2 protein-coding genes (1 of these 2 only partly in view) are annotated in these 26,416 nt (G+C 68.1%); both read right to left on the bottom strand.

Annotated elements, in window-relative coordinates; genetic code table 11:
- Window positions 1–13,304: the 5' portion of a non-ribosomal peptide synthetase gene (locus GV818_RS24940; RefSeq protein WP_161777815.1), read on the bottom strand. Its footprint begins 1,402 nt before the window's first position; 13,304 of the gene's 14,706 nt are visible here — the first part of the coding sequence; its start codon is at window positions 13,302–13,304; its stop codon lies off the left edge, out of view.
- Window positions 13,301–26,416, bottom strand: coding sequence for a non-ribosomal peptide synthetase (locus tag GV818_RS24935; protein WP_161777814.1), 13,116 nt, complete (start codon window positions 26,414–26,416; stop codon window positions 13,301–13,303). The genes GV818_RS24940 and GV818_RS24935 overlap by 4 nt, the downstream gene beginning before the upstream one ends.

Below are 26,416 nucleotides of genomic sequence, written 5' to 3'. Positions count from 1 at the left end.
CTGTCGATCAAACCGAGGAATTCCACCTCCTGGTCCAGCCCCAGCAACTGCTGGGCGATCTCATAGGCCAGCACCCCACCGAAGGACCAGCCGGCCAGGCGATATGGCCCTTGCGGCTGTACCCCGCGCAGCACTTCCAGCAAGCGCGTGGCCAGGCACTCCAGGGTGCGCAACTGCGGCTGCCCGATGGCCACGCCCGGCAGGCCGTAGATCGGGAAGTCCCCCTCCAGGTGTTGCCCCAGCGCCGGGAAGTACACATCCAGCCCGGTGAATTCATGCACCAGGAACAGCGGCGGCTGGGTGCCGCCGCTGCGCACCGGAATCAGCTCCAGCGCCCGCTCCGGTGCCGCTGTGCGCTCACTCAGCAAGCGCGCCATGGCGGCCACGCTGGCGTGCTGGAACAACTCCGCCAGGCTCACGACGAACCCGGCCTGCTGCAGCCGGTTGACCAGTTGGATCGCCAGCAGCGAGTGCCCGCCGCGCTCGAAGAAATGCTCGTGGCGCCCCACCTGCGCAAGCTTCAGGACTTCGGCCCAGTGCTGCGCCAGGGTCTGCTCCAGGGCATTCTCCGGGGCTTCGAAGGCCGCAGTGATCTGCGCCTCCTGGGTCGGCAACGGCAGGGCCTTGCGGTCCAGCTTGCCGTTGTTGGTCAGGGGCAATGCCTGCAATTGCACATAGGCCAGGGGCACCATGTACTCCGGCAACTGGGCTTGCAGATGGCCGCGTAACTGCTCGATGGCCGGCGGCGCCAGGTCCGGGTGTACGGTGTAGTAGGCCACCAGGTGCTTGTCCCCGGGCGCGTCTTCACGCACCAGGACCACCGCGTCGCGCAACCCGGGGAAGCTCGCCAGGCGTGCTTCGATTTCCCCCGGCTCGATGCGGAAACCACGGATCTTCACCTGCTCGTCATTGCGCCCGATGCATTCCAGCAGGCCGTTTTCCAACCAACGGCCGAGGTCGCCGGTGCGGTACATCAAGGCCTCGGGTTCAGCGCTGAACGGGTCGGCAAGGAACTTCTCGGCCGTCAGTTCGGGGCGCTTCAGGTAACCCTTGGCCACGCCCTGGCCGCCGATGTAGAGCTCCCCCACCACGCCGATGGGCAGCAGTTGGCCCTGGGCGTCCAGGACATACACGCAGGTATTGGACAGCGGCCGGCCAATCGGCACGCTGTCGGCCGCCGCGGCCAGTTCCCGGGGTTCATGGGTGACCGCGAAGGTGGTGGTTTCCGTCGGCCCGTAGCCATTCACCAGGCGCAGATACGGGGCCTGTGCCTGCATCCGCCGGAACGCGCTCGGGTCGGCCCGCTCGCCACCGCAAAGGAGCATCCGCAAGCCTTTGAGGGCCTGGGGAATCAGTTGCACATACTGGTTGAACAGGCTGGTGGTGAGGAACAGCAGCGTGGCCCCGGAAGTCGTCAGCAGGTGGCCGAAGGCCTCGGGGTCGAGCAGGGTCGCATGGTCCACCACGACGACCCGGCCACCGTTGAGCAACGGCCCCCAGACATCCATGGTGCTGGCGTCGAAGGCCGGATTGGAGGCAAAGGCGACCCGGTCCGCAGGGTTGAAGTCGGCGTAGCCGTTGTTGATCACCAGCCGGGTGATGGCCCGGTGCGGCACCAGCACGCCCTTGGGCATACCGGTGGAACCCGAGGTGTACATGATGTAGGCCACCGCCTCGGACGACTGTGCAAGGCCCGGGTTGTGGCCCGGCAACCGGTCGAGCCGCAGCCGGTCCAGATCGACCCGCGTGGCCGCGACGTCCAGCGGCTGTCCACGGTGGCTGAGCACGACCACCGCCTGACAGTCCTCGACCATGAAGCTCAGGCGCTCGGCCGGCGCGTTGATGTCCAGCGGCACATAGGCCGCGGCACACTTGCAGATGGCCAACTGGCCCAGCAGCAGGTCCAGGGAGCGTGGCAACAACAGCGCCACAGTGTCCCCAGGCTGCACGCCGAGCCCCAGCAGGTGATGGGCCAGCTGGTTGGCCCGGGTATTGAGCTGGGCGTAGCTCAGCGCCTGCTCGCCATGCACCGCGGCCACTTGCTGCGGATGCGCCAGCACCTGCTCCTCGAAGCGCTGCTGCAGGGTCTGCTGGCGTGGGTAGTCGCGCGCGGTGGCGTTGAAGGTCACCAGCAGCTGTTGGCGCTCGGCCGCCGGCAGCACCGGGACTTGCCCAATGGCCCGCTGCGGATCCTGCTCCAGCGCCAGCAACAGGTTCTCCAGGGTGCAGTGCAGGTAATCGCAAATGCGTCGGGCATCGATCCCGGCGGCCACGGCGGTGAGCATGAAGCCGTCCCCCAGGTCGTCGATGCTCAGGGTCAGCGGGTAGTTGCTGCGCTCCTCGGCGTTGAGCAATTGCATGCCCGCCCAGGCCTCGCCTGCCGCCGCGGAATGGGCTGCCGACGGCGCGCTGTGGCGGTAGTTGAGCAGGCTGCTGAACAGCGGCGTGCCCGGTTCCACTGCGCTGCAACGTTGCACCAGGGCCAGGGGCGCCTGTTCATGACCGAGCAACTGCGCCAGGCGTTCATGGGTGGCCAGCAGGGCCTCGCGTACCGATAGCGGGCCCAGGTCGACCCGTAGCGGCAAGGTGTTGATGAACACCCCCAGGGCCCGCTCGGCGCCCTCGCCGCCCTGCATCCTTCCCAGCAGCACGGTGCCGAACACCACCTGCTGCTGCGCCGCCAGGCTGCCCAGGACCCGGCCCCAGGCCAGGTGCATCAGGCTCGCGGCGCTGACCCCCAGTTGCCGCGCCTGCAAGCGCAGGCGCCGGCTCAGCAGGCGGTCCAGGGGCTGGCGCGCTTCGCTGAGTTCGGCGCTGCCCCCCGGCACTTCCTGCAGGCCCAGGGGCAGGGTCGGCTGATCAATGTCGCCGAGCATCTGGCGGAAGAAGGCTTCGTGCTCCGCCTCGCCGATCCCCAGGCGCGCCTGGGCCACGTAGTTGCGGTACGGCACCGCGTCCCCCAGGCGCTGGTGCTGGCCAAGAAGGAAGGCCTGCAGTTCGTGCTGCAGCACCTCCAGGGCCACGTGGTCCATCACCAGGTGATGGAACAGCAACAGCGCCACCAGCCGCTGGTTGACCGGGTCCCGAGCGTACACCAGCCGCAGCAGGGGCGCCTGGGCGATGTCCAGGCGGTAGCGGCGGCTGTCGAAGCGCGCCTGCAACTGGCCCAGGATGTCACCTTGGTCAGCGTTCAGGGCGATCTCCTCGGCCGCCAGCGGCGCCTTGCGCCAGACCACTTGCAGCGGCTCTTCGAGGCCTTCCCAGAGCACCGCACTGCGCAGGATGTCGTTGCGTTCGATCACCCCCTGCAAGGCTCGGGCAAACGCTTGCAGGCGCTCGCTGCTGTCAAAGGCGAACTGCGCCTGCAGCACATAGGGATCACCCTGGCTTGCCGCCAAATGGTGATAGAGGATCCCGGCCTGCAGAGGCGCCAGCGGGTAGATGTCCTGGACATTCGCGGTGCCGCCGGGAACCGTGGCCACCACCCGGTCGATGGCCGCCTGGTCCAGCGCCAGCAACGGCAGCATCGGCGGGGTGATGCGTGGGCAATCGCGGAAGATCAGGTTGGCCGGCACCGCCACTTCCCGGCCCCGACCCACGGCCGCGGCCAGGGCTGCCAGGGTCGGCTGGCCGAACAGCACCCGCACATCCGCCGACAGCCCGGCCCGGCGCATGCGACCAATCAGGCTCACCGCCAGCAGCGAATGCCCGCCGAGTTCGAAGAAGTGATCGTGGCGCCCGACTCGCTCGACCTTGAGCAGCTCGGCCCAGAGCTGCGCCAGGAGGATTTCCACCTCGCCGACCGGCGCCTGGTACTCGCGCACCGTGGCCGCGGCCAGCCCCGGGGCCGGCAGCGCCTTGCGCTCCAGCTTGCCGTTGGGGCTCAGGGGCAAGGCCTCCAGGTGCACGAACAGCGCCGGCACCATGTAGTCCGGCAGGTGCTCCAGCAGCGCCAGCCGCAGTTGCTCCACCGCCAGAGTCGGGTGCCCGTCGCCAGTGGTGTAGTAGGCCACCAGGCGCTGATCGCCGGGCACGTCTTCGCGGGCCAGCACCACCGCCTCCTTGACCCCGGCCAACTGGGTCAGGCGGGCCTGGATTTCCCCCAGTTCGATGCGCAGGCCACGGATCTTCACCTGATCGTCATTGCGCCCCAGGTACTCGATGGTGCCGTCGACGAGGTAGCGCCCGAGGTCGCCGGTGCGGTACATCCGCGCCCCGGACACAGGGCTGAACGGGTCCTTGAGGAAGCGTTCGGCGGTCAGTTGCTCGCGGTTCAGGTAACCCCGGGCCACTTGCACCCCGCCGATGTACAGCTCGCCCACCACGCCCCGGGGCACCGGCTGCATCTGGCCGTCCAGCAGGTACATCCGGGTGTTGGCGATCGGCTTGCCGATCGGCGTGTTGTCCGCGGTCTGCGCCAGCGGGCCGGCGCAATCCCAGGCGGTGACGTCCACCGCGGCTTCGGTGGGGCCGTAGAGGTTGTGCAGCGCGGTGCTCGGCAGTTGCTGCTTGAAGCGTCGCACCAGGCTACCCGGCAGCGCCTCGCCGCTGCACATCACCTGGCGCAGGCCGGCGCAGTCACGGGTATCGCCATAGGCCAGGAACACGTCGAGCATCGACGGCACGAAGTGCAAGGTCGTGATGCCTTCGCGCCGGATCAGCTCACGCAGATAGGCCGGGTCCTTGTGCCCGTCCGGGCGCGCCATCACCAGCCGCGCGCCGGTGAACAGCGGCCAGAAGAACTCCCACACCGACACGTCGAAGCTGAACGGGGTCTTCTGCAACACTGCGTCGGCGGCCGTCAGCCGGTACTGCTCCTGCATCCACAGCAAGCGGTTGACCACCGCCCGGTGTTCGTTCATCACGCCTTTGGGCTGGCCGGTGGAACCGGAGGTGTAGATCACGTAGGCCAGGTGACTCGGGCTCAGCTCGGCGAGCTGCGGATTGACCCGTGGCTGGTGATTCCAGAGCGGTTGCTCGAGGTCCACCAAAGGCAGCGTCAGCGAACCCAGCAGCTCGCGGCTAGCGCCCTGGACCAGCACTGCCAGGGGTGCGCTGTCCTGCAACATGTAGGCGATGCGTTCCCGCGGATAGGCCGGGTCGATGGGCACGTAGGCGCCGCCGGCCTTGAGGATCGCCAGCAGGCCGAGCACCATCGGCAACCCGCGCTCGACGCAGATCGCCACCCGGTTGTCCGGGCCCACCCCCAATTGCCGCAGGTGCCCGGCCAGTTGGTTGGCCTGTTGATTGAGTTCGCGGTAACTCAGTTGTTGCTCACCCGCTTGCAGCGCCAGGGCTTCGGGGCTGCGCAACACCTGGGCCTCGAACAGCCCGTGCAGGGTCTGCTCCAGGGCATAGTCCCGGGTCGTGGCATTGAAGCCTTCCAGCAGTTGCTCGCGCTCTGCGCTATCGAGCAGCGGCAGTTGCTCCAGCAGCGCCTGATCGTCCGCCACCATGGCCTGCAACAACCGCTGCAGGTAACCGGCATAACGCTGGACGGTGGCTTCATCGAACAGCGCCGTGGCGAATTCCAGGCTGCCTTCGATGCGGTCCTGCACCTCGCCCAGGCTCAGGGACAGGTCGAACTTGGCGAAGTGGCTGGCCTCGTGGATGCCTTCCAGGCGCAGGTCGCCCAGCACCAACTCCGGGCCGTCTCCGCTCTGCCAGGTCAGCAGGGTCTGGAACAACGGGCTGTGGGACAGGCTGCGCAGCGGCCGCAGGATTTCCACCACCTGCTCGAATGGCAGGTGCTGATGGGCCTGGGCCTCCAGGGTCCGGGCCTTGACCTGGGCCAGCAGCGTTTCCACACGGGGCGCCGCGCCGAGGTCCAGGCGCAAGGCCAAGGTGTTGACGAACAGGCCGATCAGCCCTTCGACCTCGGCGCGCATGCGGTTGGCCACCGGGGTGCCGATCACTACTTCGGCCTGCCCCGAAAGACGCCCGAGCAACAGCCCCCAGGCCCCCAGCAGGGTCATGTACAAGGTGGTGCCGTGGCGCTGGCTCAAGGCCCGCAGGCCGGCGGTCAGTTGGCTGTCCAGGCGCACCTCGACGCTGCTGCCGGCGTAATCCTGCTGGGCCGGCCGTGGCCGGTCGGTGGGCAACATCAGCAACGGCGGCGCGCCGTCCAGGGCCTGGCGCCAGTACTGCGCCTGCTGCTCCAGTACCGCGCCGGACAACCAGCGTCGCTGCCAGTGGGCAAAGTCGCTGTACTGCACCGCCAGCGGCGGCAATGGGTCGGGCAGACCACGGCTGAAGGCGTGGTACAGCGCCACCAGTTCCCGGGTCAGCACGCCCATGGACCAGCCATCGCTGACGATGTGGTGCAAGGTCAGCAGCAACACATGGTGATCGTCGGCAAGGCGGATCAGCCGTCCGCGGATCAGCGGCCCGCGTTGCAGGTCGAACGGCGCCGAGGCTTCGCCCTGGACCAGGGCCTGCAAGGCTTGCTTGGCCTGGGGATGGCCGCGCAGGTTTTCCACCCGCAAATCGAGCCCGGCTTCCACCGGGGCGATCACCACCTCGGCTTCGTCAGCGTACTGGGCGAAGCGGCTGCGCAGGGTTTCATGGCGCGCGACGATGCGCTCCAGGGCCTGCAGCAGGGCGTCGCCGTCCAGCTGCCCGCGCAAGCGCAGGCCGATGGGAATGTTGTAGGCCGTGTTGGCCCCTTCCATCTGCGCCAGGAACCACAAGCGCTGCTGGGCGAAGGACAGCGGCAATGGCTGGCCCGCAGGGACCGGCAGCAGGTCCGGCAGGTCGCTGCGCGCGGAGCGCGCCAGGGCCTCGGCCACGGCGCTCAATTGGGCATTGGCGAACACGTCCCCCAGGGCCAGCTCCACCCCCAGGCGCTGGCGCACCTGGGACAGCATGCGCATGGCCAGCAGCGAGTGGCCGCCGAGCTCGAAGAAGTGATCCTGACGCCCGACCCGCGGCAGGTGCAGCAACTCGCTCCAGATCTGCGCCAGGGCCACTTCGCTGGCGCCCTGGGGCGCCTCATAGTCCCGGGACAGCACGGCATCGAGCTGCGGCTGCGGCAGTGCCCGGCGATCCAGCTTGCCGTTGGCGGTCAGCGGCAGCGCCTGCAGGTGCACGTAGGCCGCCGGCACCATGTACTCGGGCAATTGCCCCAGCAACTGCGTCCGCAGTTCGGCCGGGGTCGGGATGGCGGTGCCGGACGCGGTGAAATAGGCCACCAGGCGGCTCTGTCCCGGCGAGTCTTCGCGCACCAGCAGCACTGCTTCCTTGATCCCCGGCAACCGGTTGAGGCAAGTCTCGATCTCGCCCAGCTCGATGCGCACGCCACGGATCTTCACCTGATCGTCGTTGCGCCCCAGGTACTCGATGCGCCCGTCCGCCAGCCAGCGGGCCAGGTCGCCGCTGCGGTACATGCGTGCGTCCGGATGATCGCCGAAGGGGTCCTTGAGGAAGCGTTCGGCGGTCAGTTCCGGGCGATTGAGGTAACCCCGGGCCACCCCGGCGCCGCCCACATACAGCTCGCCGGCAACCCCCAGGGGCACCGGCTTCTGCTGTTCATCCAGCAGGTAGATGCGCGCATTGGCGATGGGCCGGCCGATGTCCAACGGGCCTGCGGCCTCGATCACCCCGGAAGTGGCGACCACCGTGGCTTCGGTGGGGCCGTAGTTGTTGATCAGGACAAAGCTTTGCGCCTGGCTGAACTGGCGCAGGCGGTCGCCGCCGATCAACAGGGTGCGCAGGCGCGGATGACCGAGGCCCTGGCTGAAGGCGTACTCGGCCACCGGGGTCGGCAGGAAGCTCAGATCCAGCGGCTGGGCCTGCCACCAGCGCAGCAGCTGGTCGATGTCCTGATGGCTGACATTGGCCGGCGGCAGGTGCAGGGTCGCACCGCCGCACAGCGCCGGCCAGACCTCCCAGGCCATGGCATCGAAGCCGAACCCGGCGACGCTGGAGGTGTGCCGGCCCGGCCCCAGGTCGAAGGCCTGGCAGTGCCAGTCCACCAGGTTTGCCAGGCTGCCGTGCTCGACCATCACGCCCTTGGGCAGGCCGGTGGAACCGGAGGTATAGATCACATAGGCAAGGTTGCCGCTGGTCAATCCAGGCACCTGCGGATGGTCCAGCGGTTGCTGTTGCCAGCCGGGCCGGTCGAGATCGATCAAGGGCAATCCCGGGGTGCCGACGGCACGGCGGGTCGCGCCCTGTACCAGCAGCGCCAACGGTGCACTGTCCTGCAGCAGGTAGGCGATGCGCTCCTCGGGGTGGCTCGGGTCGATGGGCACATAGGCGCCACCGGCCTTGAGAATCGCCAACAGGCCGACGACCATCTGTGGGCCGCGCTCGACGCAGATCGCCACCCGGCTGTCCGGGCCGACACCGAGCTCGCGCAGGTAATGGGCCAGTTGATTGGCCTGGGCATCCAGCTCGCCATAGCTCAGGCGCTGTGTCCCGGACAGCACTGCAATAGCCTCGGGCTGCGCGGCGACCCGGGCGGCGAAACGCTGGTTCAGGGTCTGGCCCCGCGGGTAATCCACCGCACTGGCGTTGAAGTCTTCCAGCAACTGCCGGCGCTCGGCCGGCTCCAGCAATTGCACTCGGGCCAGGGCCTGCTGATCGTCCGCGACCATGGCCCGCAGCACCTGGACCAGGTAACCGGCAAAACGCTGCACGGTGCCGGCGTCGAACAGTGCGCTGGCGTAGTCCAGGGAACCACGGATCTGCCCCTGGCTCTCGCCCAGGCTCAGGGTCAAATCGAACTTGGCCACCTGGCTGGCGCCGGTCACGCCTTCCAGCTTGAGGTCACCCAGCACCAGGTCCTGGGCGAAGTTGTCGACCCAGGCCAGCACCGCCTGGAACAGCGGGCTGTGGGACAAGCTGCGCTGGGGCCGGACGATTTCCACCACCTGCTCGAACGGCAGGTCCTGGTGGGCCTGGGCCTCCAGGCTGCGGGCGCGAACCTGGGCCAGCAGCCCTGCGACGCTCTGCTCGCCGCTGACATCCAGGCGCAGGGCCAGGGTGTTGACGAACAGGCCGATCAGGCCTTCGACCTCGGCGCGCATGCGGTTGGCCACCGGGCTGCCGATCACCAGGTCACTCTGCGCCGACAGCCGCCCCAGCAGCAGGGCCCAGCCCGCGAGCAAAGTCATGTACAGCGTGCAGCCATGGCGCTGGCTCAAGGTCTTGAGCTGGGCGGTCAATGGCGAGTCCAGGAGGATCGCCACACTGCCACCGGTAAAATCCTGCTGCTGCGGCCGGGGCCGGTCGCTGGGCAACACCAGCAAGGTCGGGGCACCGGCCAGGGCCTGGCGCCAGTAGTCGCCTTGCTGTTGCAGCACCTCGCCGCTGAGCCAGCGCCGTTGCCACAAGGCAAAGTCGCTGTACTGCACGGCCAGCGGCGGCAACGGGTCGGCACGGCCCTGGCTGAAGGCCTCGTACAGGGCCACCAGCTCGCGGGTCAGCACGCCCATGGACCAACCATCGGCGACGATGTGGTGCAGGGTCAGCAGCAACACGTGGTGGTCATCCGCCAAACGCAGCAAACGCCCGCGAATCACCGGCCCCTGCTCCAGGTCGAAGGCCTGGGCAGCCTCGGCCCGCACCCGTTCGGCCAAGGTCAGTGGCGCCTCGGCGAGGTCGTCGAACGCCAGTTGCAGGGCGCCGTCGATCGGCCCGATCAACACCTGGGGTTGATCGTCAACAGAGACAAAGCGGCTGCGCAAGGTGGCGTGCCGGCTGACGATGCCGTGCAGCGCCTGTTGCAGCGCCGGGCGATCCAGTTGCCCGCGCAGGGCCAGGCCGATGGGAATGTTGTAGGCGCTGCCGGCGCCGTCGATCTGCGCCAGGAACCACAGGCGCTGCTGGGCAAAGGACAGCGGCAGGTCCTGGTCCTGCAGCGCCGGGAAGATCTCCGGCAACTGGCTGCGCCCGGCCCGGTCGAGCACCGCGGCCACGGCGCTCAACTCGGCATTGGCGAACAGCTCCCCCAGTGCCAGTTCCACCCCCAGGCGCTGACGCACCTGGGACACCATGCGCATGGCCAGCAATGAGTGGCCGCCCAGCTCGAAGAAGTGGTCATGGCGCCCAACCCGCGGCAGGTGCAGCACCTCGCACCAGATCGCCGCCAGGGTGGTTTCGGTCGGGCCTTGGGCGGCCTCGTACTCGCGGGTGAACAGCGCCGCCTGGTCCGGGGCCGGCAGCGCCTTGCGATCGAGCTTGCCGTTGGCGGTCAGCGGCAAGGCGTCGAGCTTCACGTAGGCCACCGGCACCATGTAGTCCGGCAACTGCGCCAGCAAATGCCCGCGCAACTCGCTCAGCACCAGCGCGGGGTGTGCTTCGTGCTCGGTGAAATAGGCCACCAACCGTGGGTTGCCTGGCTGGTCTTCGCGGGCCAGTAGCACCGCTTCCTTGATCCCGGGAAACTGGTTGAGCCGGGTCTCGATTTCCCCCAGTTCGATGCGCACGCCACGGATCTTCACCTGGTCGTCATTGCGCCCCAGGTACTCGATGCGTCCGTCCGCCAGCCAGCGGGCCAGGTCGCCGCTGCGGTACATGCGCGCGCTGGGCGCAGCGCTGAAGGGGTCCTTGAGAAAGCGTTCAGCGGTCAGTTCCGGGCGATTGAGGTAACCCCGGGCCACCCCGACGCCGCCCACATACAACTCGCCAGCGACGCCAATGGGCACCGGGCGCTGCTGTTCATCCAACAGGTAGATCCGCGCATTGGCCACCGGCCGGCCGATGTCCAGCCCCTGCCCCGCCTCGATCAGGCCGGAGCTGGCGACCACCGTGGCTTCGGTGGGGCCGTAGTTGTTGATCAGGGCAAAGCTTTGCCCCTGGCTGAACTGGCGCAGGCGATCGCCGCCGATCAGCAGGGTGCTCAGGGTCGGATGGCCGCAGTCCTGGCTGAACGCGTACTCGGCCACCGGGGTCGGCAGGAAGCTCACGTCCAGGGGCTGGGCGCGCCACCAGGCGAGCAAGCCATCCACGTCTTCCGTGCCGTCATGGGCCGGCGCCAGGTGCAAGGTGGCGCCGACGCACAGGGCCGGCCAGACCTCCCAGGCCATAGCGTCGAAACCGAAACCGGCGAGGCTCGAGGTCTGGCTGCCGGCCTGCAGGCCAAAGGCCTGGCAATGCCAGTCCACCAGGTTGCACAGGCTCTGGTGCTCGACCATCACGCCCTTGGGCAGGCCAGTGGAACCGGAGGTGTAGATCACATAGGCCAGGTTGCCCGGGGTCAGCTCCGGCACCTCACTGGCGTCTACGGACAGCCCTTGCCAGAGGCGCTGATTGAGCTCGATCACCGGCACCGCCAGGGCAGGCAGGCGGCTCAGCAGATCGGCCTGGATCAGCACTGCCTGGGGTCCACTGTCGTCGAGCAAGTAGCGCAGGCGTTCGGCCGGATGGGCCGGGTCGATAGGCACATAGCAGGCCCCGGACTTGAGGATCGCCAACAGCCCCACCAGGGTTTCCAGGCTGCGCCGGGCGACGATCGCCACTCGGTCGTCAGGCTGCACCCCAAGCCCGCGCAACTGGCGGGCGAGCACATTGGCCTGCCGATCGAGTTCGCCATAGCTCAGGTCGCGGCCCTGATACCAGGCCGCAACCGCATTGGGGGTGCGTGCCGCCTGGGCCTGGATGCGCCCGTGCACGGTCTGGCCCCGCGGGTAGTCCGCCAGGCTGCGGTTGAAGCCGTCGAGCAGTTGCTCGCGCTCGGCCGGGGGCAGGATCGACAGTTGTTCCAGGGCCAATTGCGGGGTCTGCTCCAGGGCCTGGGCCAGGTTCTCCAGGGTGCACAGCAGGTAGCCGAGGATGCGCTGCGGGTCGACCTGGGTGCTGGCCAGCAGGGTCAGGCTGAAAGCGTCGCCGAGGTCGTCGACGCTCAGGGTCAGGGGGTAATTGGTGCGCTCCTCAGAGCTCAGGGTGCTGATGCCGGCCCAGGCCGCCTGGGCCTCGGCACTGGCCCCGGCGGCGCTGTGGCGGTAATTGAGCAAGGCGCTGAACAGCGGGGTCGGCGCACTGACCCCGCTGCAGCGCTGGGCCAGGGCCAGGGCCGCGTGTTCATGCCGGAGCAAGGTGGTCAGGCGCCCGTGGGTGGCCTTGAGCGCATCGCCCAGGCCCTGCCCGTCCACATCCAGGCGAAACGGCAAGGTGTTGATGAAGATTCCCAGGGCCCGGTCGGTGGCCTCGGCGCCCTGCATGCGGCCCATCAATACGGTGCCAAACACCACTTTGTGCTTGCCGGCCAAGGTCCCCAGCACCCGTCCCCAGGCCAGGTGGAACAGGCTCGCGGCGCTGACCCCGGCCTTGCGTGCCTGGGCCCGCAGGCGCTGGTTCAACAACGGCGGCAGCGCCAGGCTGGCTTCGTCGATGGCCCGGCCATCGCCCTGCACGTCCTGCAGGCCGAACGGCAAGGTCGGCTCGTCGATATCGCCAAGCATCTGGCGGAAGAAGGTTTCGTGCTCCTGTTCACTGACGCCCAACCGGGCCTGGGCCACGTAGTTGCGAAATGGCAGCGCCGGTCCCAGGCGCCCGGCCTGGCCCATGAGGAACGCCTGCATCTCGTGGCGCACCACATCCAGGGCGCTGTGATCCAGGGCCATGTGGTGGAACAGCAGCATGGCGACGATGCGCTGCCCGGCAGCATCCCAGGCATGCACCAGGCGCAGCATCGGTGCCTGGCTGATGTCCAGGCGATAGTGGCGGGCATCGAAACGTGCATGCAATTGGGCCAGCACCTCGCCGGCGGCCGGGTCAGTCTCGACTTCCTGAAGGATCAGCTCGGCCTCGCGCCAGACCACCTGCATCGGCTGTTCCAGGCCGTCCCAGAGCACTGCGGTGCGCAGGATATCGTGGCGCGCGATGACCCCGCGCAAGGCCTCGGCGAAGGCTTGCAAACGCGCCAGGCTGTCGAAGGCGAACTGCGCCTGCATGACATAGGGGTCGCCCTGCACGGCACTGACGTGGTGATAGAGAATGCCCTCCTGCAGCGGCGCCAGGGGGTAGATGTCCTGAACGTTGGCCACCCCGCCCGGCACCGTGGCGACAATCCGTTCGATGGCCGGCTGGTCGAGGTCGGCCAGGGGCAGCAGCTCCGGGGTGATGCGCCGGGTGTGCGGGGTGATGCCGTTGGCCGGCACCTGCACCTGCCCGGCCTTGGTCGGCGAATACTGCCCGGATCTGATCAACTCGATCAGCTGCGGTTTGTAGGCCCGCAGCCGGGCCAGCAAGGCCGCTTCACTCAAGGCCTGCTTGTTGCCCTGGACCACCAGTTGGTCGTCCTTGAGCACCAGTTGAACGTCCTTTTCCTTCAGTGTCGCCAACAGTTCGATCACGCTCACAGGACGATCTCCATTCGCTCGGTAATTGCCGCATAACCCGCCAGGGTCGGTTGTTCGAACAACGCCCGGACATCGGCTTCCATGCCTTCGTCACGCATTCGGCTGATCAGGCTGACTGCCAGCAGGGAGTGCCCGCCCAGTTCGAAGAAATGATCATGGCGACCGACCCGCTCGACGTTGAGCAACTCGGCCCAGAGCCGCGCCAGGGTGATTTCCACTTCCCCCTGCGGCGCCTCGTACTCGCGCACCAGGGCCGCGTCCAGCCCCGGCGCTGGCAGTTCCTTGCGCGCCAGCTTGCCGTTGGGCCCCAGGGGCAAGGCCTCCAGGTGCACGAACAGCGCTGGCACCATGAAGTCCGGCAGATGCTGCAACAACTCCCCGCGCAACTGCTCGGCGGGCAGCCGTACGGCCTGGCCATGGGTGGTGTAGTAGGCCACCAGGCGTTTGTCGCCGGGCACGTCCTCGCGGGCCAGGACCAGCGCTTCCTTGACCGCAGCGAGCTGGGTCAGGCGGGCCTGGATCTCCCCCAGCTCGATGCGCAGGCCACGGATTTTCACCTGATCGTCGTTGCGCCCCAGGTACTCCAGCGTGCCGTCGGCCCGGTAGCGGCCCAGGTCGCCGGTGCGGTACATCCGCGCTCGTGGCTGGTCGCTGAAGGGGTCCTTGAGGAAGCGCTCGGCACTCAGTTGCTCGCGGTTGAGATACCCCCGGGCCACCTGCACCCCGCCGATGTACAACTCACCTTCGACCCCCAGCGGCACCGGTTGCATCTGCCCGTCCAGCAGGTACATCCGGGTATTGGCAATGGGCTTGCCGATAGGGGTGTGGTCCGGGGTCTGCTGCAGCGGCCCGGCGCAGTCCCAGGCGGTGACGTCCACCGCCGCTTCGGTGGGGCCATAGAGGTTGTGCAAGCCAACCCCTGGCAACTGCGCCTTGAAGCGCCGCACCAGGCTGCCCGGCAGGGCCTCGCCGCTGCACATCACCTGGCGCAGGGCGACGCAGTCCGTGGCGTCGCCGTGGGCCAGGAACACATCGAGCATCGACGGCACGAAGTGCAAGGTGCTGATGCCTTCGTCGCGGATCACCTGGCGCAGGTACGCCGGGTCCCTGTGGCCCTCCGGACGCGCCATCACCAAGCGTGCGCCGGTGAACAGCGGCCAGAAGAACTCCCAGACCGACACGTCGAAGCTGAAGGGGGTTTTCTGCAACACCGCGTCCTCGGCCGTCAGGCGGTACTGCTCCTGCATCCACAGCAGGCGGTTGACCACCGCTCGGTGCTCGTTCATCACCCCCTTGGGCTGGCCGGTGGAACCGGAGGTGTAGATCACGTAGGCCAGGTGGCTTGGGCTCAGCTCGGGGCATTGCAGGTTGGCCACCGGGCGTTCGCTCCAGGCCAGTTGGTCGAGGTCCACCAGTGGCGCCGATACCGGCCCCAACAGTGCGCGGGTCGCGCCCTCGGCCAGCACCGCCAGCGGCGCGCTGTCCTGCAGCATGTAGCCGATGCGTTCTGCGGGGTACGCCGGATCGATGGGCACGTAGGCGCCACCGGCCTTGAGGATCGCCAGCAGGCCGACGACCATCGGTAGCCCGCGCTCGACACAGATCGCCACCCGGGTATCCGGGCCGACACCCAGCTGCCGCAAGTGCCCGGCCAACTGGTTGGCCCGCTGGTTGAGCTGGCGATAGCTCAGTTGCAGCTCCCCCGCTTGCAGTGCCAGGGCCTCGGGGCTGCGCAGCACCTGGGCCTCGAACAGCCCGTGCAGGGTCTGTTCCAGGGGGTAGTCCACGGCCGTGGCATTGAAACCGTGCAACAGCTGGCGACGCTCCTCCAGCGGCAGGATCGGCACCTGGCGCAACGGCGTCTGCGGCGCCTGTTCGAGGTTGTCCACCAGGGCCCGCAGGGCCTGTTCCATGTAGCCGCAGATGCGCCCGGCGCCAATTCGCGCGAGGGTCATCGCAGTGAGGCGAAAGCCCCGCCCCAGGTCATCGACGTTGAGGCTCAAGGGATAGTTGGTGCGCTCCTCACTGTGCAGGGTGTCGATGCCTTGCCAGGCCTGTTGCACCGCGCCGCTTGGGGCCGCGTCGCTGCCATGGCGGTAGTTGAGCATGGCGCTGAACAGCGGCAGCGGCGCGGCCACGCCACTGCAACGCTGGGCCAGGGCCAGGGACGCATGCTCATGGCCCAACAGGGCGCTGAGCCGGGCGTGAGTGGTCTTGACCGCCGCACGGGTGCCGCGGTCATCCAGGTCGACCCGCAACGGCAAGGTGTTGATGAACATGCCCAGGGCCCGATCAGCCCCCTGCCCGGCTTGCAGGCGCCCCAGCAGCACGGTGCCGAAGACCACGCTGTCCTGGCCCGAGGTGACACTCAGGACCCGGGCCCAGGCCAGGTGGAACAGGCTCGCGGCGCTGACCCCGAGCAAGCGCGCCTGGCCCCGCAGGCGCGCACTCAGCTCGGCCACCAGCGGCTGCTGCAGTTCCTCGATGGCGTCGCCGTCGCCTTGCACGTCCTGCAAGCCGAACGGCAGGGTCGGGGCCTCGATGTCCGCCAGCATCTCGCGGAAAAACCCTTCGTGCTCCTCGCGGCTGATTCCCAGGCGAGCCTGGGCCACGTAGTTGCGGTAGGGAATCACCGCACCCACCGGCTCCTGCCCCAGCAGGCAGGCCTGGATTTCCTCACGGACCACCTCCAGGGCGGTGTGATCCAGGGCGATGTGATGGAACAGCAGAATCGCCACGATGCGCTGCCGCACCGGGTCCTGGGCATACACCAGGCGCATCAGCGGCGCCTGGGTCAGGTCCAGGCGCCAATGCCGGGCATCGAAACGTGCGTGCAGTTGCTCCAGGATGTCGCCGTGCGTCGGCTCCAACTCGATCTGTTCCAGCACCACCGCGGCCCGCCGCCAGACCACTTGCACCGGTTGTTTCAGGCCTTCCCAGAGCACCGCGGTGCGCAGGATGTCGTGGCGCTCGGCAACCCGCTGCAGGGCCGTGGCGAAATCCTCCAGGCGTTGCCGGTTGGCGAACCCCAGGTGCGACTGCAGCAGGTAAGGGTCGCCCTGCCGCGCACTGAGGTGGTGATACAGAATGCCTTCCTGCAACGGCGCCAGGGGATAGATGTCCTGCACATTGCCCACCCCGCCCGGAACCGTGGCGACGATGCGCTCGATGGCCGCTTGATCCAATTCGATCAGCGGCAACAGGTCCGGGGTGATGCACGGGCAATCGGCCGCGATCAGGCTGGCCGGCACTTGCACCTCGCGGCCGCTGCCCACCGCAGCAGCCAGGGCCGCCAGGGTCGGCTGGTTGAACAGCACCCGCACATCAGCGCCGAGACCGACCTGGCGCATGCGCTCGATCAGGCTCACCGCCAGCAGCGAATGCCCGCCCAGTTCGAAGAAGTGATCGTGGCGCCCGACCTGTTCGACCTGCAGCAGTTCACTCCAGATCCGCGCCAGGGCAAGCTCCACCTCGCCTTCAGGCGCCTCGAAGCCGCGGCTCAGCCAGGCGCCCTGCTCCGGTTGCGGCAGGGCCTTGCGGTCGAGCTTGCCGTTGGCGGTCAGCGGCAGGGCATCGAGCTGCACGTAGGCCACCGGCACCATGTAATCCGGCAAGCGGCCTTGCAGGTGGTCGCGCAGGTCTTCGGGGGCCGGGCCTTGGCCGGCAGCGCTGGTGTGCAGCGTGAAATAGGCCAGCAGGCGTCCATCGCTGACCAGCACCAGCGCCTCCTTGAGGGCCGCATGGCCGAGCAGAACTGCCTCGATCTCCCCCGGTTCGATGCGCATGCCGCGGACCTTCACCTGGTCATCGTTGCGCCCCAGGTAGTCGAGGCTGCCGTCGGCGCGCCAGCGCGCCAGGTCGCCGCTGCGGTACATGCGCGCCTCGGGCTCGGCACTGAACGGATCGTTGAGGAAGCGCTCGGCCGTCAGCCCGGCACGGTTGAGGTAACCCCGGGCCACCCCGGCACCCGCCACGTACAGCTCGCCCGTGACCCCCAGGGGCACCGGGCGCTGCAGTTCGTCCAACAGGTAGATCCGCGCATTGGCCATGGGCCGGCCGATATGCAGGGCGCCACCGGCCGCGAGCAAACCGGAAGTGGCCACCACCGTGGCTTCGGTGGGGCCGTAGTTGTTGATCACCGCAAACCCCGGATCACGGGGGAATTGACGCAGCCGGTCACCGCCGATCAACAAGGTGCCCAGGGTCGGATGCCCGAGGTCCTGGCTGAAGGCGTATTCGGCCACCGGGGTCGGCAGGAAGCTCACGTCCAGGGGTTGCGCCCGCCACCAGTCGAGCAGCGCATCGAGGTCCTGGCTGCCGACCTCGGCCGGCGGCAGGTGCAGGGTGGCGCCACTGCACAGGGTCGGCCAGACCTCCCAGGCCATGGCGTCGAAACCCAGGCCGGCCAGGCTCGAGGCGTGACGTCCCGGGCCCAGGTCGAAGGCGCTGCAATGCCAGTGCACCAGGTTCTCCAGGCTCTGGTGCTCGACCATCACGCCCTTGGGCTGGCCGGTGGAACCGGAGGTGTAGATCACATAGGCCAGGTGCGCCGGGGTCAGGCGTGGCACCTGGGGATTGCCCAGGGCAGCGTCCTGCCAGACGTAGCCGTCGAGATCGATCTGCGGCAGGTCGAGGCTGCCCGGCAGCTCGCAGGTCAGGCTTTGCACCAGCACCGCCAAAGGCGCGCTGTCCTGCAACAGGTAGGCGATGCGCTCCGGCGGATGGCTCGGGTCGATGGGCACATAGCTGGCCCCGGCCTTGAGAATCGCCAGCATGCCGGTCAACAGGTGCGGGCCGCGCTGCAGGCACAGCGCTACGCGATCATCCGGGCGCACGCCCAGCTCCAGCAGTTGCCTGGCCAGTTGGTTGGCCCGCTGGTTGAGCTGCCGATAGCTCAAGCGCAGCGTCCCTTGCACCAGCGCCACGGCCTCGGGGGCCTGCTGCACCCGGGCCTCGAACAGGCCGTGCAGGGTCTGCCCACGGGGATAGTCGGCGACGCTGGCATTGAAGCCTTCCAGCACCTGTTCACGTTCTGCCGACGGCAACACCGAAAGTTGCCCGAGCGCCAGCTCCGGGCTCCATTCCAGAGCGTCCGCCAGTTGTTCCAGGGCACTGAGCATATAGCCGCCCAAGCGCTGGGCACCGATGCTGGCCTGGGCCAGCAGCGACAGGCCGAAGCCTTCGCCCAGGTCATCGACGCTGAGGCTCAGCGGGTAGTTGCTGCGTTCTTCGCCGCCCAGCCGTTCGACCCCCTGCCAGATATCCATAGCGTCCTGCACGGCCCCTGGCGGCGCGCTATGGCGGTAGTTGAGCAAGGCGCTGAACAGCGGCGAGCTGGCCGCCACGCCGCTGCAGCGTTGGGCCAGGGCCAGGGACGCGTGCTCGTGGCCGAGCAAGGCGCTGAGCCGGGCATGAGTGGCCTTGACCGCCGCGCGTACTCCGCCGTGGTCCACATCCACCCGCACTGGCAGGGTGTTGATGAACACTCCCAGGGCACGGTCGGCGCCCTCGCCGCCCTGCATGCGCCCCATCAGCACGGTGCCGAACACCACCTGCCGGCGGTTCGACACCTGCCCCAGCACCAGGCCCCAGGCCAGGTGCATCAGCGCCGCGGCACTCACCCCCAACTGCCGGGCGTGCTCGCGCAGGCGCTGGCTCAAGGCATCGGGCAAGGGCAACTGAGCCTCTTCGATATCACGGCCGTCGCCCTGCACATCCTCCACACCGAAGGCCAGGGTTGACGCGTCGATATCGCCAAGCATCTCGCGGAAGAACGCTTCATGCTCGGCCTGGCCGGCTCCCAGCCGAGCCTGGGCCACATAGTTGCGGTACGGCACCGGTGTACCCAGGTGCTCGCTGCGGTTGAACAGCAGATCGCGCATTTCCTCACCGATCACCTCCATCGCGGTGTGATCCAGGGCCAGGTGGTGGAACAGCAGGATCGCCACCACCCGTTGCTGCGTCGGGTGCCGGGCATAGACCAGGCGAATCAGCGGTGCCTGGGCCAGGTCCAGGCGCCAGTGGCGGGCGTCGAAGCGCTGGTGCAATTGCTCAAGCAGATCACCGTCCGCCGGGTCCAGCAGTTGCTCCTGGACCTGCAGCGCCGCGTCGCGCAAGACCACTTGCAGCGGCTGCGGCAAGCCCTCCCAGAGCACCGCAGTGCGCAGGATGTCGTGGCGCAGGATCACCTGCTGCAAGGCCCCGGCGAAACGCTGCAGGCGCTCCAGACTGTCGAACGCCAGGCGCGATTGCAGCAGGTAGGGATCACCCTGCTCGGCACTCAAATGGTGATAGAGAATGCCTTCCTGCAAGGGTGCCAGGGGGTAGATGTCCTGCACATTGGCGATGCCTCCGGGGACACTGGCCACCACCCGGTCGATGGCTGCCTGGTCCAGCTCGATCAATGGCAACAGCTCCGGAGTGATACGCGGGCAATCCAGCGCGATGCGGTTGGCCGGCACCTGCACCTCGCGACCACTGCCCACGGCAGCGGCCAGGGCCGCCAGGGTCGGCTGGCTGAACAGCGCCCGCACATCGGCACTGAGGCCAATCTGGCGCATGCGTTCGATCAGGCTCACCGCCAGCAGCGAGTGCCCACCCAACTCGAAGAAGTGATCGTGGCGCCCCACTCGCTCGACCTTGAGCAACTCGCTCCAGATCCGCGCCAAGGCTGTCTCCACCTCGCCCTCGGGGGCCACGAATTCACCGCTGAGCAGTGCCGACGCATCCGGCGCCGGCAGGGCCTTGCGGTCGAGCTTGCCGTTGTTGGTCAGGGGCAGCGCGTCGAGACGCACATAGGCCAGGGGCACCATGTAGTCCGGCAACTGCTGTTGCAGGGCGGCGCGCAGGGCTTGCGCGGACAGCAGCGGAGCCTGCGCCGGCTGGGTGTAATAGGCCACCAGGCGCTTGTCCCCGGGTTCGTCCTCGCGGGCCAGGACCACCCCGTCCTTGACCCCCGGGCACGCCACCAGCCGCGTCTCGATCTCGCCCAACTCGATGCGCAGGCCGCGGATTTTCACCTGGTCGTCGTTGCGCCCCAGGCACTCCAGCAGGCCGTTTTCCAGCCAGCGGCCAATGTCCCCGGTGCGATACAGGAGCGCCTCGGGCCGGTCGCTGAAAGGGTCGCGGATAAACTTCTCGGCCGTCAGCTCGGGGCGGTTGAGATAGCCCTTGGCCACGCCGTCGCCGCCGATCACGATTTCACCCTGGGCGCCGATCGGCAGCAGCTGCTGCCGGGCATCCAGGACATACACCCGGGTGTTGGAAATCGGCCGGCCGATGGGCACGTGCTCGGCGTCATCGGCCAAGTGCTGGAGCTCATGGGTGGTGGCGTAGGTGGTGGATTCCGTGGGGCCGTAGCAATGCACCAGGCGCAGTTGCGGCGCCAGCGCCAGCAACCGGCGGAAGACCGCCGGGTCAGCGCGCTCGCCACCGCAAAGGAGAATCCGCAGGCCCTTGAGGGCCTCGGGGATCAGTTGCACATACTGGTTGAACAACGCCGTGGTGACGAACAGCACCGTGGCCCCCGAGGCACTCAGGGCACGGCCAAAGCGCTCAGGTTCAAGCAACGTGTGGTGATCAATCACCAGCACTCGCCCGCCATTCAGCCAGGCGCCCCAGACGTCCATGGTGCTGGCGTCGAAGGCTGGGTTGGAGGCAAAGACCACGCGGTCGTCGGCATTGAAATCGGCGTAGCCATTGTTGATCACCAGGCGGCTCACGGCCCGGTGCGGCACCAGCACGCCCTTGGGCAGGCCGGTGGAGCCGGAGGTGTACATGATGTAGGCCAAGCTCTCGGAAGACTGCAGCAGGCCGAGGTTATGCTCGGGCAGCGCTGCCAGTTGCAAGCGGTCCAGGTCGACCCGGCGCGCCGGGAATTCCAGCTCCTGGCCACTGTGGGTCAGCCAGGCCACGCTCTGGCTGTCCTGCACCATGTAGCCCTGGCGCTGGGCCGGCGCATTGATGTCCAGGGGCACATAGGCCGCGGCGCATTTGCTGATGGCCAGCTGGCTCACCAACAGGTCCAGGGACCGCGGTAGCAGCAGCGCCACAGCGTCTCCGGGCTGCACACCCAGTTCCAGCAGATGGTGGGCCAATTGATTGGCCCGGGTATTGAGCTCGGTGTAGCTGAGCTGCGCGCTACCCTCCACCGCCGCCACCCGCTGGGGATGGGCCAGGACCTGGGCTTCGAACTGCTGGTGCAAGGTCTGCTGGCGTGGGTAGGCGCGATCGGTGGCGTTGAATTCCAGCAGCTGTTGCCGGCGTTCGGCCTCCGGCAGCACCGGGACTTCTTGCAGGGCCTTGGCCGGGGTCTGCTCCAGGGCCTCGGCGAGGTGTTGCAGGGCACAGTTGAGGTAACCACAGACCCGGGCGCCGTCCAGCTGCGCCACGGCTTGCACGGTCAGGCGCAAACCCTCGGTGTCATCGTCGATGTTCAGCGCCAGCGGGTAGTTGCTGCGCTCCTCGGAATCGAGCACGCGAATCCCGTCCCAGGTCGCCGGCCCCTGCTCGCGGCCGCTGTCCAAGGTGCCATGCCGGTAATTGAGCAGGCTGCTGAACAGCGGCAAGGAGGCGGGCACGCCACTGCAACGCTGGGCCAGGGCCAGGGGCGCGTGCTCATGGCCGAGCAACTGTGCGAGCCGGGCGTGGGTGCCGCGCAGCGCATCCGCCACCCCCTGGGAGCCGAGGCTGACCCGCAGCGGCAAGGTGTTGATGAACATGCCCAGGGCCCGGTCGGCCCCCGCGCCGCCGTGCATCCGGCCCAGCAGCACGGTGCCGAACACCACCTCGTCGCGGCCGGACACTTGCCCCAGCACCAGGCCCCAGGCCAGGTGCATCAGGCTGGCGACGCCGACCCCGAGCCGCCGCGCCTGCTCACGCAAGCGCTGGCACAGCGCCGGGTCCAGCAGCAACGAGTGCTCGTGGATGCCACTGCCGTCGCGATTGACGTCCTGCAGGCCGAACGCCAGGGTCGGCTCGTCGATGTCCGCCAGCATCTCGCGGAAGAACGCTTGATGCTCTGCCTCGCTGAGCCCCAGGCGCGCCTGGGCCACATAGTTGCGATACGGCGCGGCGGGCGCCAATTGCCCACAGCGCCCTTGCAGCACAGCGCCGATTTCCTCCACCAGCACGTCCAGTGAGGTGTGGTCCAGGGCCAGGTGATGGAACAGCAGGATGCCCAGCCAGCGCTGCTGTCCCGGGTCCTGGGCACAGGCCAGGCGCAACAGCGGTGCGCAGGTCAGGTCGAGGCGATAGTGCCGAGGGTCGAAACGCGCCTGCAGTTGCGCCAGGGTCGCGCCCTTGGCCGGGTCCAGTTCCAGCACTTGCAAGGCCAGGGGCGCATTCCGGCACACCACCTGCACCGGCTCATCGAGGCCTTGCCAGTGCACGCTGGTACGCAGGATGTCGTGGCGCTGAATCACCTGCTGCATGGCCAGGGCGAAGGTTTGCACGGCGTCTTCGTCGCGAAATTCGAACTGCACCTGCAGCACGTAGGGGTCGCCCGCGGCGCTGCTCAGGTGGTGATAGAGAATGCCCGCCTGCAACGGCGCCAAGGCATAGATGTCCTGGACATTGGCGACGCCGCCGGGGACCGCCGCCAGCACTCGCTCGATGGCCGCCTGATCGAGGTCCGCCAGGGGCAGCAGCTCCGGGGTGATACGTTGGCAACCGGCACCGATGCGGTTGGCCGGCACCGATACTTCGCGCTGCCCCCCTACGGCGGCGGCCAGCGCGGCCAGGGTCGGCTGGCCGAACAGCACGCGGACATCGGCGCACAGGCCCACCTGGCGCATGCGCTCCATCAGCTTGACCGCCAGCAACGAATGCCCGCCCAGTTCGAAGAAATTGTCCTGGCGCCCGACCTGCGGCAGGTTGAGCAATTCCTGCCAGATCCGCGCAATCGCCTGCTCCACTTCGCCCTGTGGCGCAACATAGTCTTGCCGGGCCACGGCCTCGCTGTGCGGTACCGGCAAAGCCTTGCGGTCGAGCTTGCCGTTGGTGGTCAGGGGCCAGGCATCGAGCAGCACAAAGGCGCTGGGCAGCATGTAGTCGGCCAGGCTGTGGCGCAGTTGCTCACGCAGCTGGGTGGCACTGGGCGTTGCTCCTGGCCGGGCAATCACATAAGCCACCAGGCGCTTGTCCCCCGGGCTGTCTTCGCGGGCGATGACCACCGCCTCGCGGACCCCGGCGCAATCTGCCAGGCGTGCTTGGATCTCGCCCAACTCGATGCGGAAACCGCGAATCTTCACCTGGTCATCGTTGCGCCCCAGGTATTCCAGGCTGCCATCGTTGCGCCAGCGCGCCAGGTCGCCGGTCTTGTACAGCCGTGCGCCCGGTTGCGCGCTGAAGGCATCGACAATGAAGCGCTCGGCCGTGAGCTCATCGCGATTGAGATAACCCCGCGCCACCCCGGCACCGCCCACGTACAACTCCCCCACCACGCCGGTGGGCAAGGGTTCGCGCCGGGCATCGAGTACGTACAGCTGCAAATCGGGGATGCGCCGGCCAATGGGGCTGCTGCCCACCAGCAAGGCATCCGCCGCCTGCAACGGTCGATAGGTCACATGCACCGTGGTTTCGGTGATGCCATACATATTCACCAGCTGGGTGCCGACGTTGTCGACCCGCGCGTACCAGGGCTTGAGCATGGCCGGTTCCAGGGCTTCGCCGCCGAAGATCACCTGGCGCAGGGAATGCTTGAGCGAGCTCTGGCCCTGGGCCGCGATCAGCGAGCGGAAGGCGCTGGGGATCTGGTTGAGGATGCTCACCGAGGTTTCGCAGAGCAGCGTGTAGCAGGCGTCCGGCGAGCGACTGATGGCTTGCGGCACCACCAGCAATTGTCCGCCATGCACCAGCGCGCCCCAGATTTCCCAGACCGAGAAGTCGAAGGCAAAGGAATGGAACAGCGCCCAGATATCCCGCCAGTTGAAATCGAACCAGTCACGGGTGGCGGCAAACAACCGGGCAACGTTGCGGTGCTCGACCATCACGCCCTTGGGCAAGCCGGTGGAACCGGAGGTGTAGATCACGTAAGCCAGGTTGGCCGAGGTCAGCCCCGGCACGTCGGGGTTATCCAGCGCTTCATAGGCCAGGGTGCGGCTGTCGAGGTCGATCAGCGGCACCCGCAGGCCGCTCACCAGGCCTTGGGTATCAGCCTGCACCAACAGCGCCACCGGGGCGCTGTCCTGCAGGGTGTAGGCGATGCGCTCGCGCGGGTAGGCCGGGTCGATGGGCACGTAGGCACCACCGGCCTTGAGGATGCCCAGCAGGCCGATGATCATTTCCAGGCCACGTTCGACACAGATCGCCACCCGCTGATCCGGCCGAACCCCGAGGGCCAGCAACCGATGGGCCACCTGATTGGCGCGCTGGTTGAGTTCGCCATAGCTCAGGCGCTGCTGTTGGTAGATCAGCGCCGGGGCCTCGGGCTGGACCCGGGCCTGGGCCTCGACCTGCTGATGCAGCAGCGGGCTGTCCGGGTAATGCGCCAGGGGCGTGTTCAAGCCTTGCAGCAAATAGCGCCGCTCGCTGGCCGGGAGCATTTGCAGGCTGTGCAGCGCGGCCTCCGGGGTTGCTTGCAGGGCCAGGGCCAGGCTTTCCAGGGTGGTCAACAGGTAGCCGCCGATGCGCTCGGCGCCAATCGTCGCGTCCACCAGTGCCGTGATGCGGAAGTCTTGCCCCAGGTCGTCGACATTGACGGTCAGCGGGTAGTTGGTGCGCTCCTCGGCCCCCAGCACCTGGATCCCCGGCACCAGTTCCTGGACGTCGGCACCATCACTGGCGTGGCTGTGGCGGTAGTTGAGCATGGCGCTGAACAGTGGGGTCGGTGCACTGACCCCGCTACACCGCTGGGCCAGGGCCAGGGACGCGTGTTCATGGGCGAGCAAGGCGGTCAGCCGCTGGTGGGTGGCCAGCACTCCGGCGCGCACGCCCTGGGCGCCGACATCCACCCGCAACGGCAGGGTATTGATGAACATCCCCAGGGCCCGTTCGCCACCCTCGCCGACCTCCATGCGGCCCAGCAGCACCGTGCCGAAGACCACGGCCTCGCGGCCGCAGACCTGGCCCAGCACGCGTGCCAGGGCCAGGTGCATCAGGCTGGCCGTGCTCACCCCCAGTTGCCGGGCCTGGGTACGCAGGCGCTGGCTGAGTTCGCGGTCCAGGGTCAGCCGGTGCTCTTCGATGTGCCTTGCCGTGCCCTGCACGTCCCCCAGGCCGAACGGCAAGGTCGGCTCGTCAATGTCGCCGAGCATCTCGCGGAAAAAGCCTTCGTGCTGCTCCTCACGCTGGCCCAGCCGGGCCTGGGCCAGGTGATCACGGAACGGCACTGGCGCCGACAGTCGGGCACTGTGCCCGAGCAAGCGGGCCTGGATCTCCTGGCGCACCACGTCCAGCGCGGCGTGGTCCAGGGCCATGTGATGGAACAGCAGCAGGGCGACATACCGCTGGTTGCCCGGGTCCTGGGCGTGCACCAGGCGCAGCAGCGGCGCCTGGCGCAGGTCCAGGCGGAAACGACTGGCATCGTAGCGTGCCTGCAGTTGGCTCAGGACATCACCGGCGGCGGGGGTCAGCGACACCGCCTCACATACCAGCGGCGCCTGGCGCAGGACCACCTGCAGCGGCTCATCGAGGCTTTCCCAGGCAATCGCGGTGCGCAGAATGTCATGCCGGTCGATGACCCATTGCAGGGCGTCGGCAAAGGCTTGCAGGAGTGCCTCGCTGGCAAAGGCGAAGCGCGCCTGCAGCACATAGGGATCGCCCTGGGGCGCGGACAGGTGGTGATAGAGCATGCCTTCCTGCAGCGGCGCCAGGGGGTAGATGTCCTGCACATTGGCGGCGCCACCGGGCACCGCGGCGACGATACGCTCGATGGCCGCCGGGTCCAGCTGTACCAGGGGCAGCATGTCCGGGGTGATCCTGAACGCCGGGCTCAACCAATGACCGCCCTGCCCGGCCACCAGCTCCAGAAGCTGCGCCTTGTGCTCGACCAGGCTGTCCCAAAGCGCATCATCCAACGCCTCGTCATCGCCCTGCACCAGCAGATCCTCGGCATCCCGTTGGAGACGGATCGCGAGGGTCGAAAGAACTGCCATCAATTCGCTGAACTGCAT

The organism is Pseudomonas sp. Fl4BN1, assembly GCF_009908285.1.
In the GTDB taxonomy this organism is placed as follows: Bacteria; Pseudomonadota; Gammaproteobacteria; order Pseudomonadales; family Pseudomonadaceae; genus Aquipseudomonas.
The sequence above is the reverse complement of the archived record's forward strand: the minus strand, read 5'-3'. Positions and strand labels throughout refer to the sequence as shown.

What these genes read in the sequence shown, in the direction of transcription:
- GV818_RS24935 (WP_161777814.1), bottom strand. Translation starts at nt 26,416, where the DNA reads ATGCAGTTCAGCGAATTGATGGCAGTTCTTTCGACCCTCGCGATCCGT.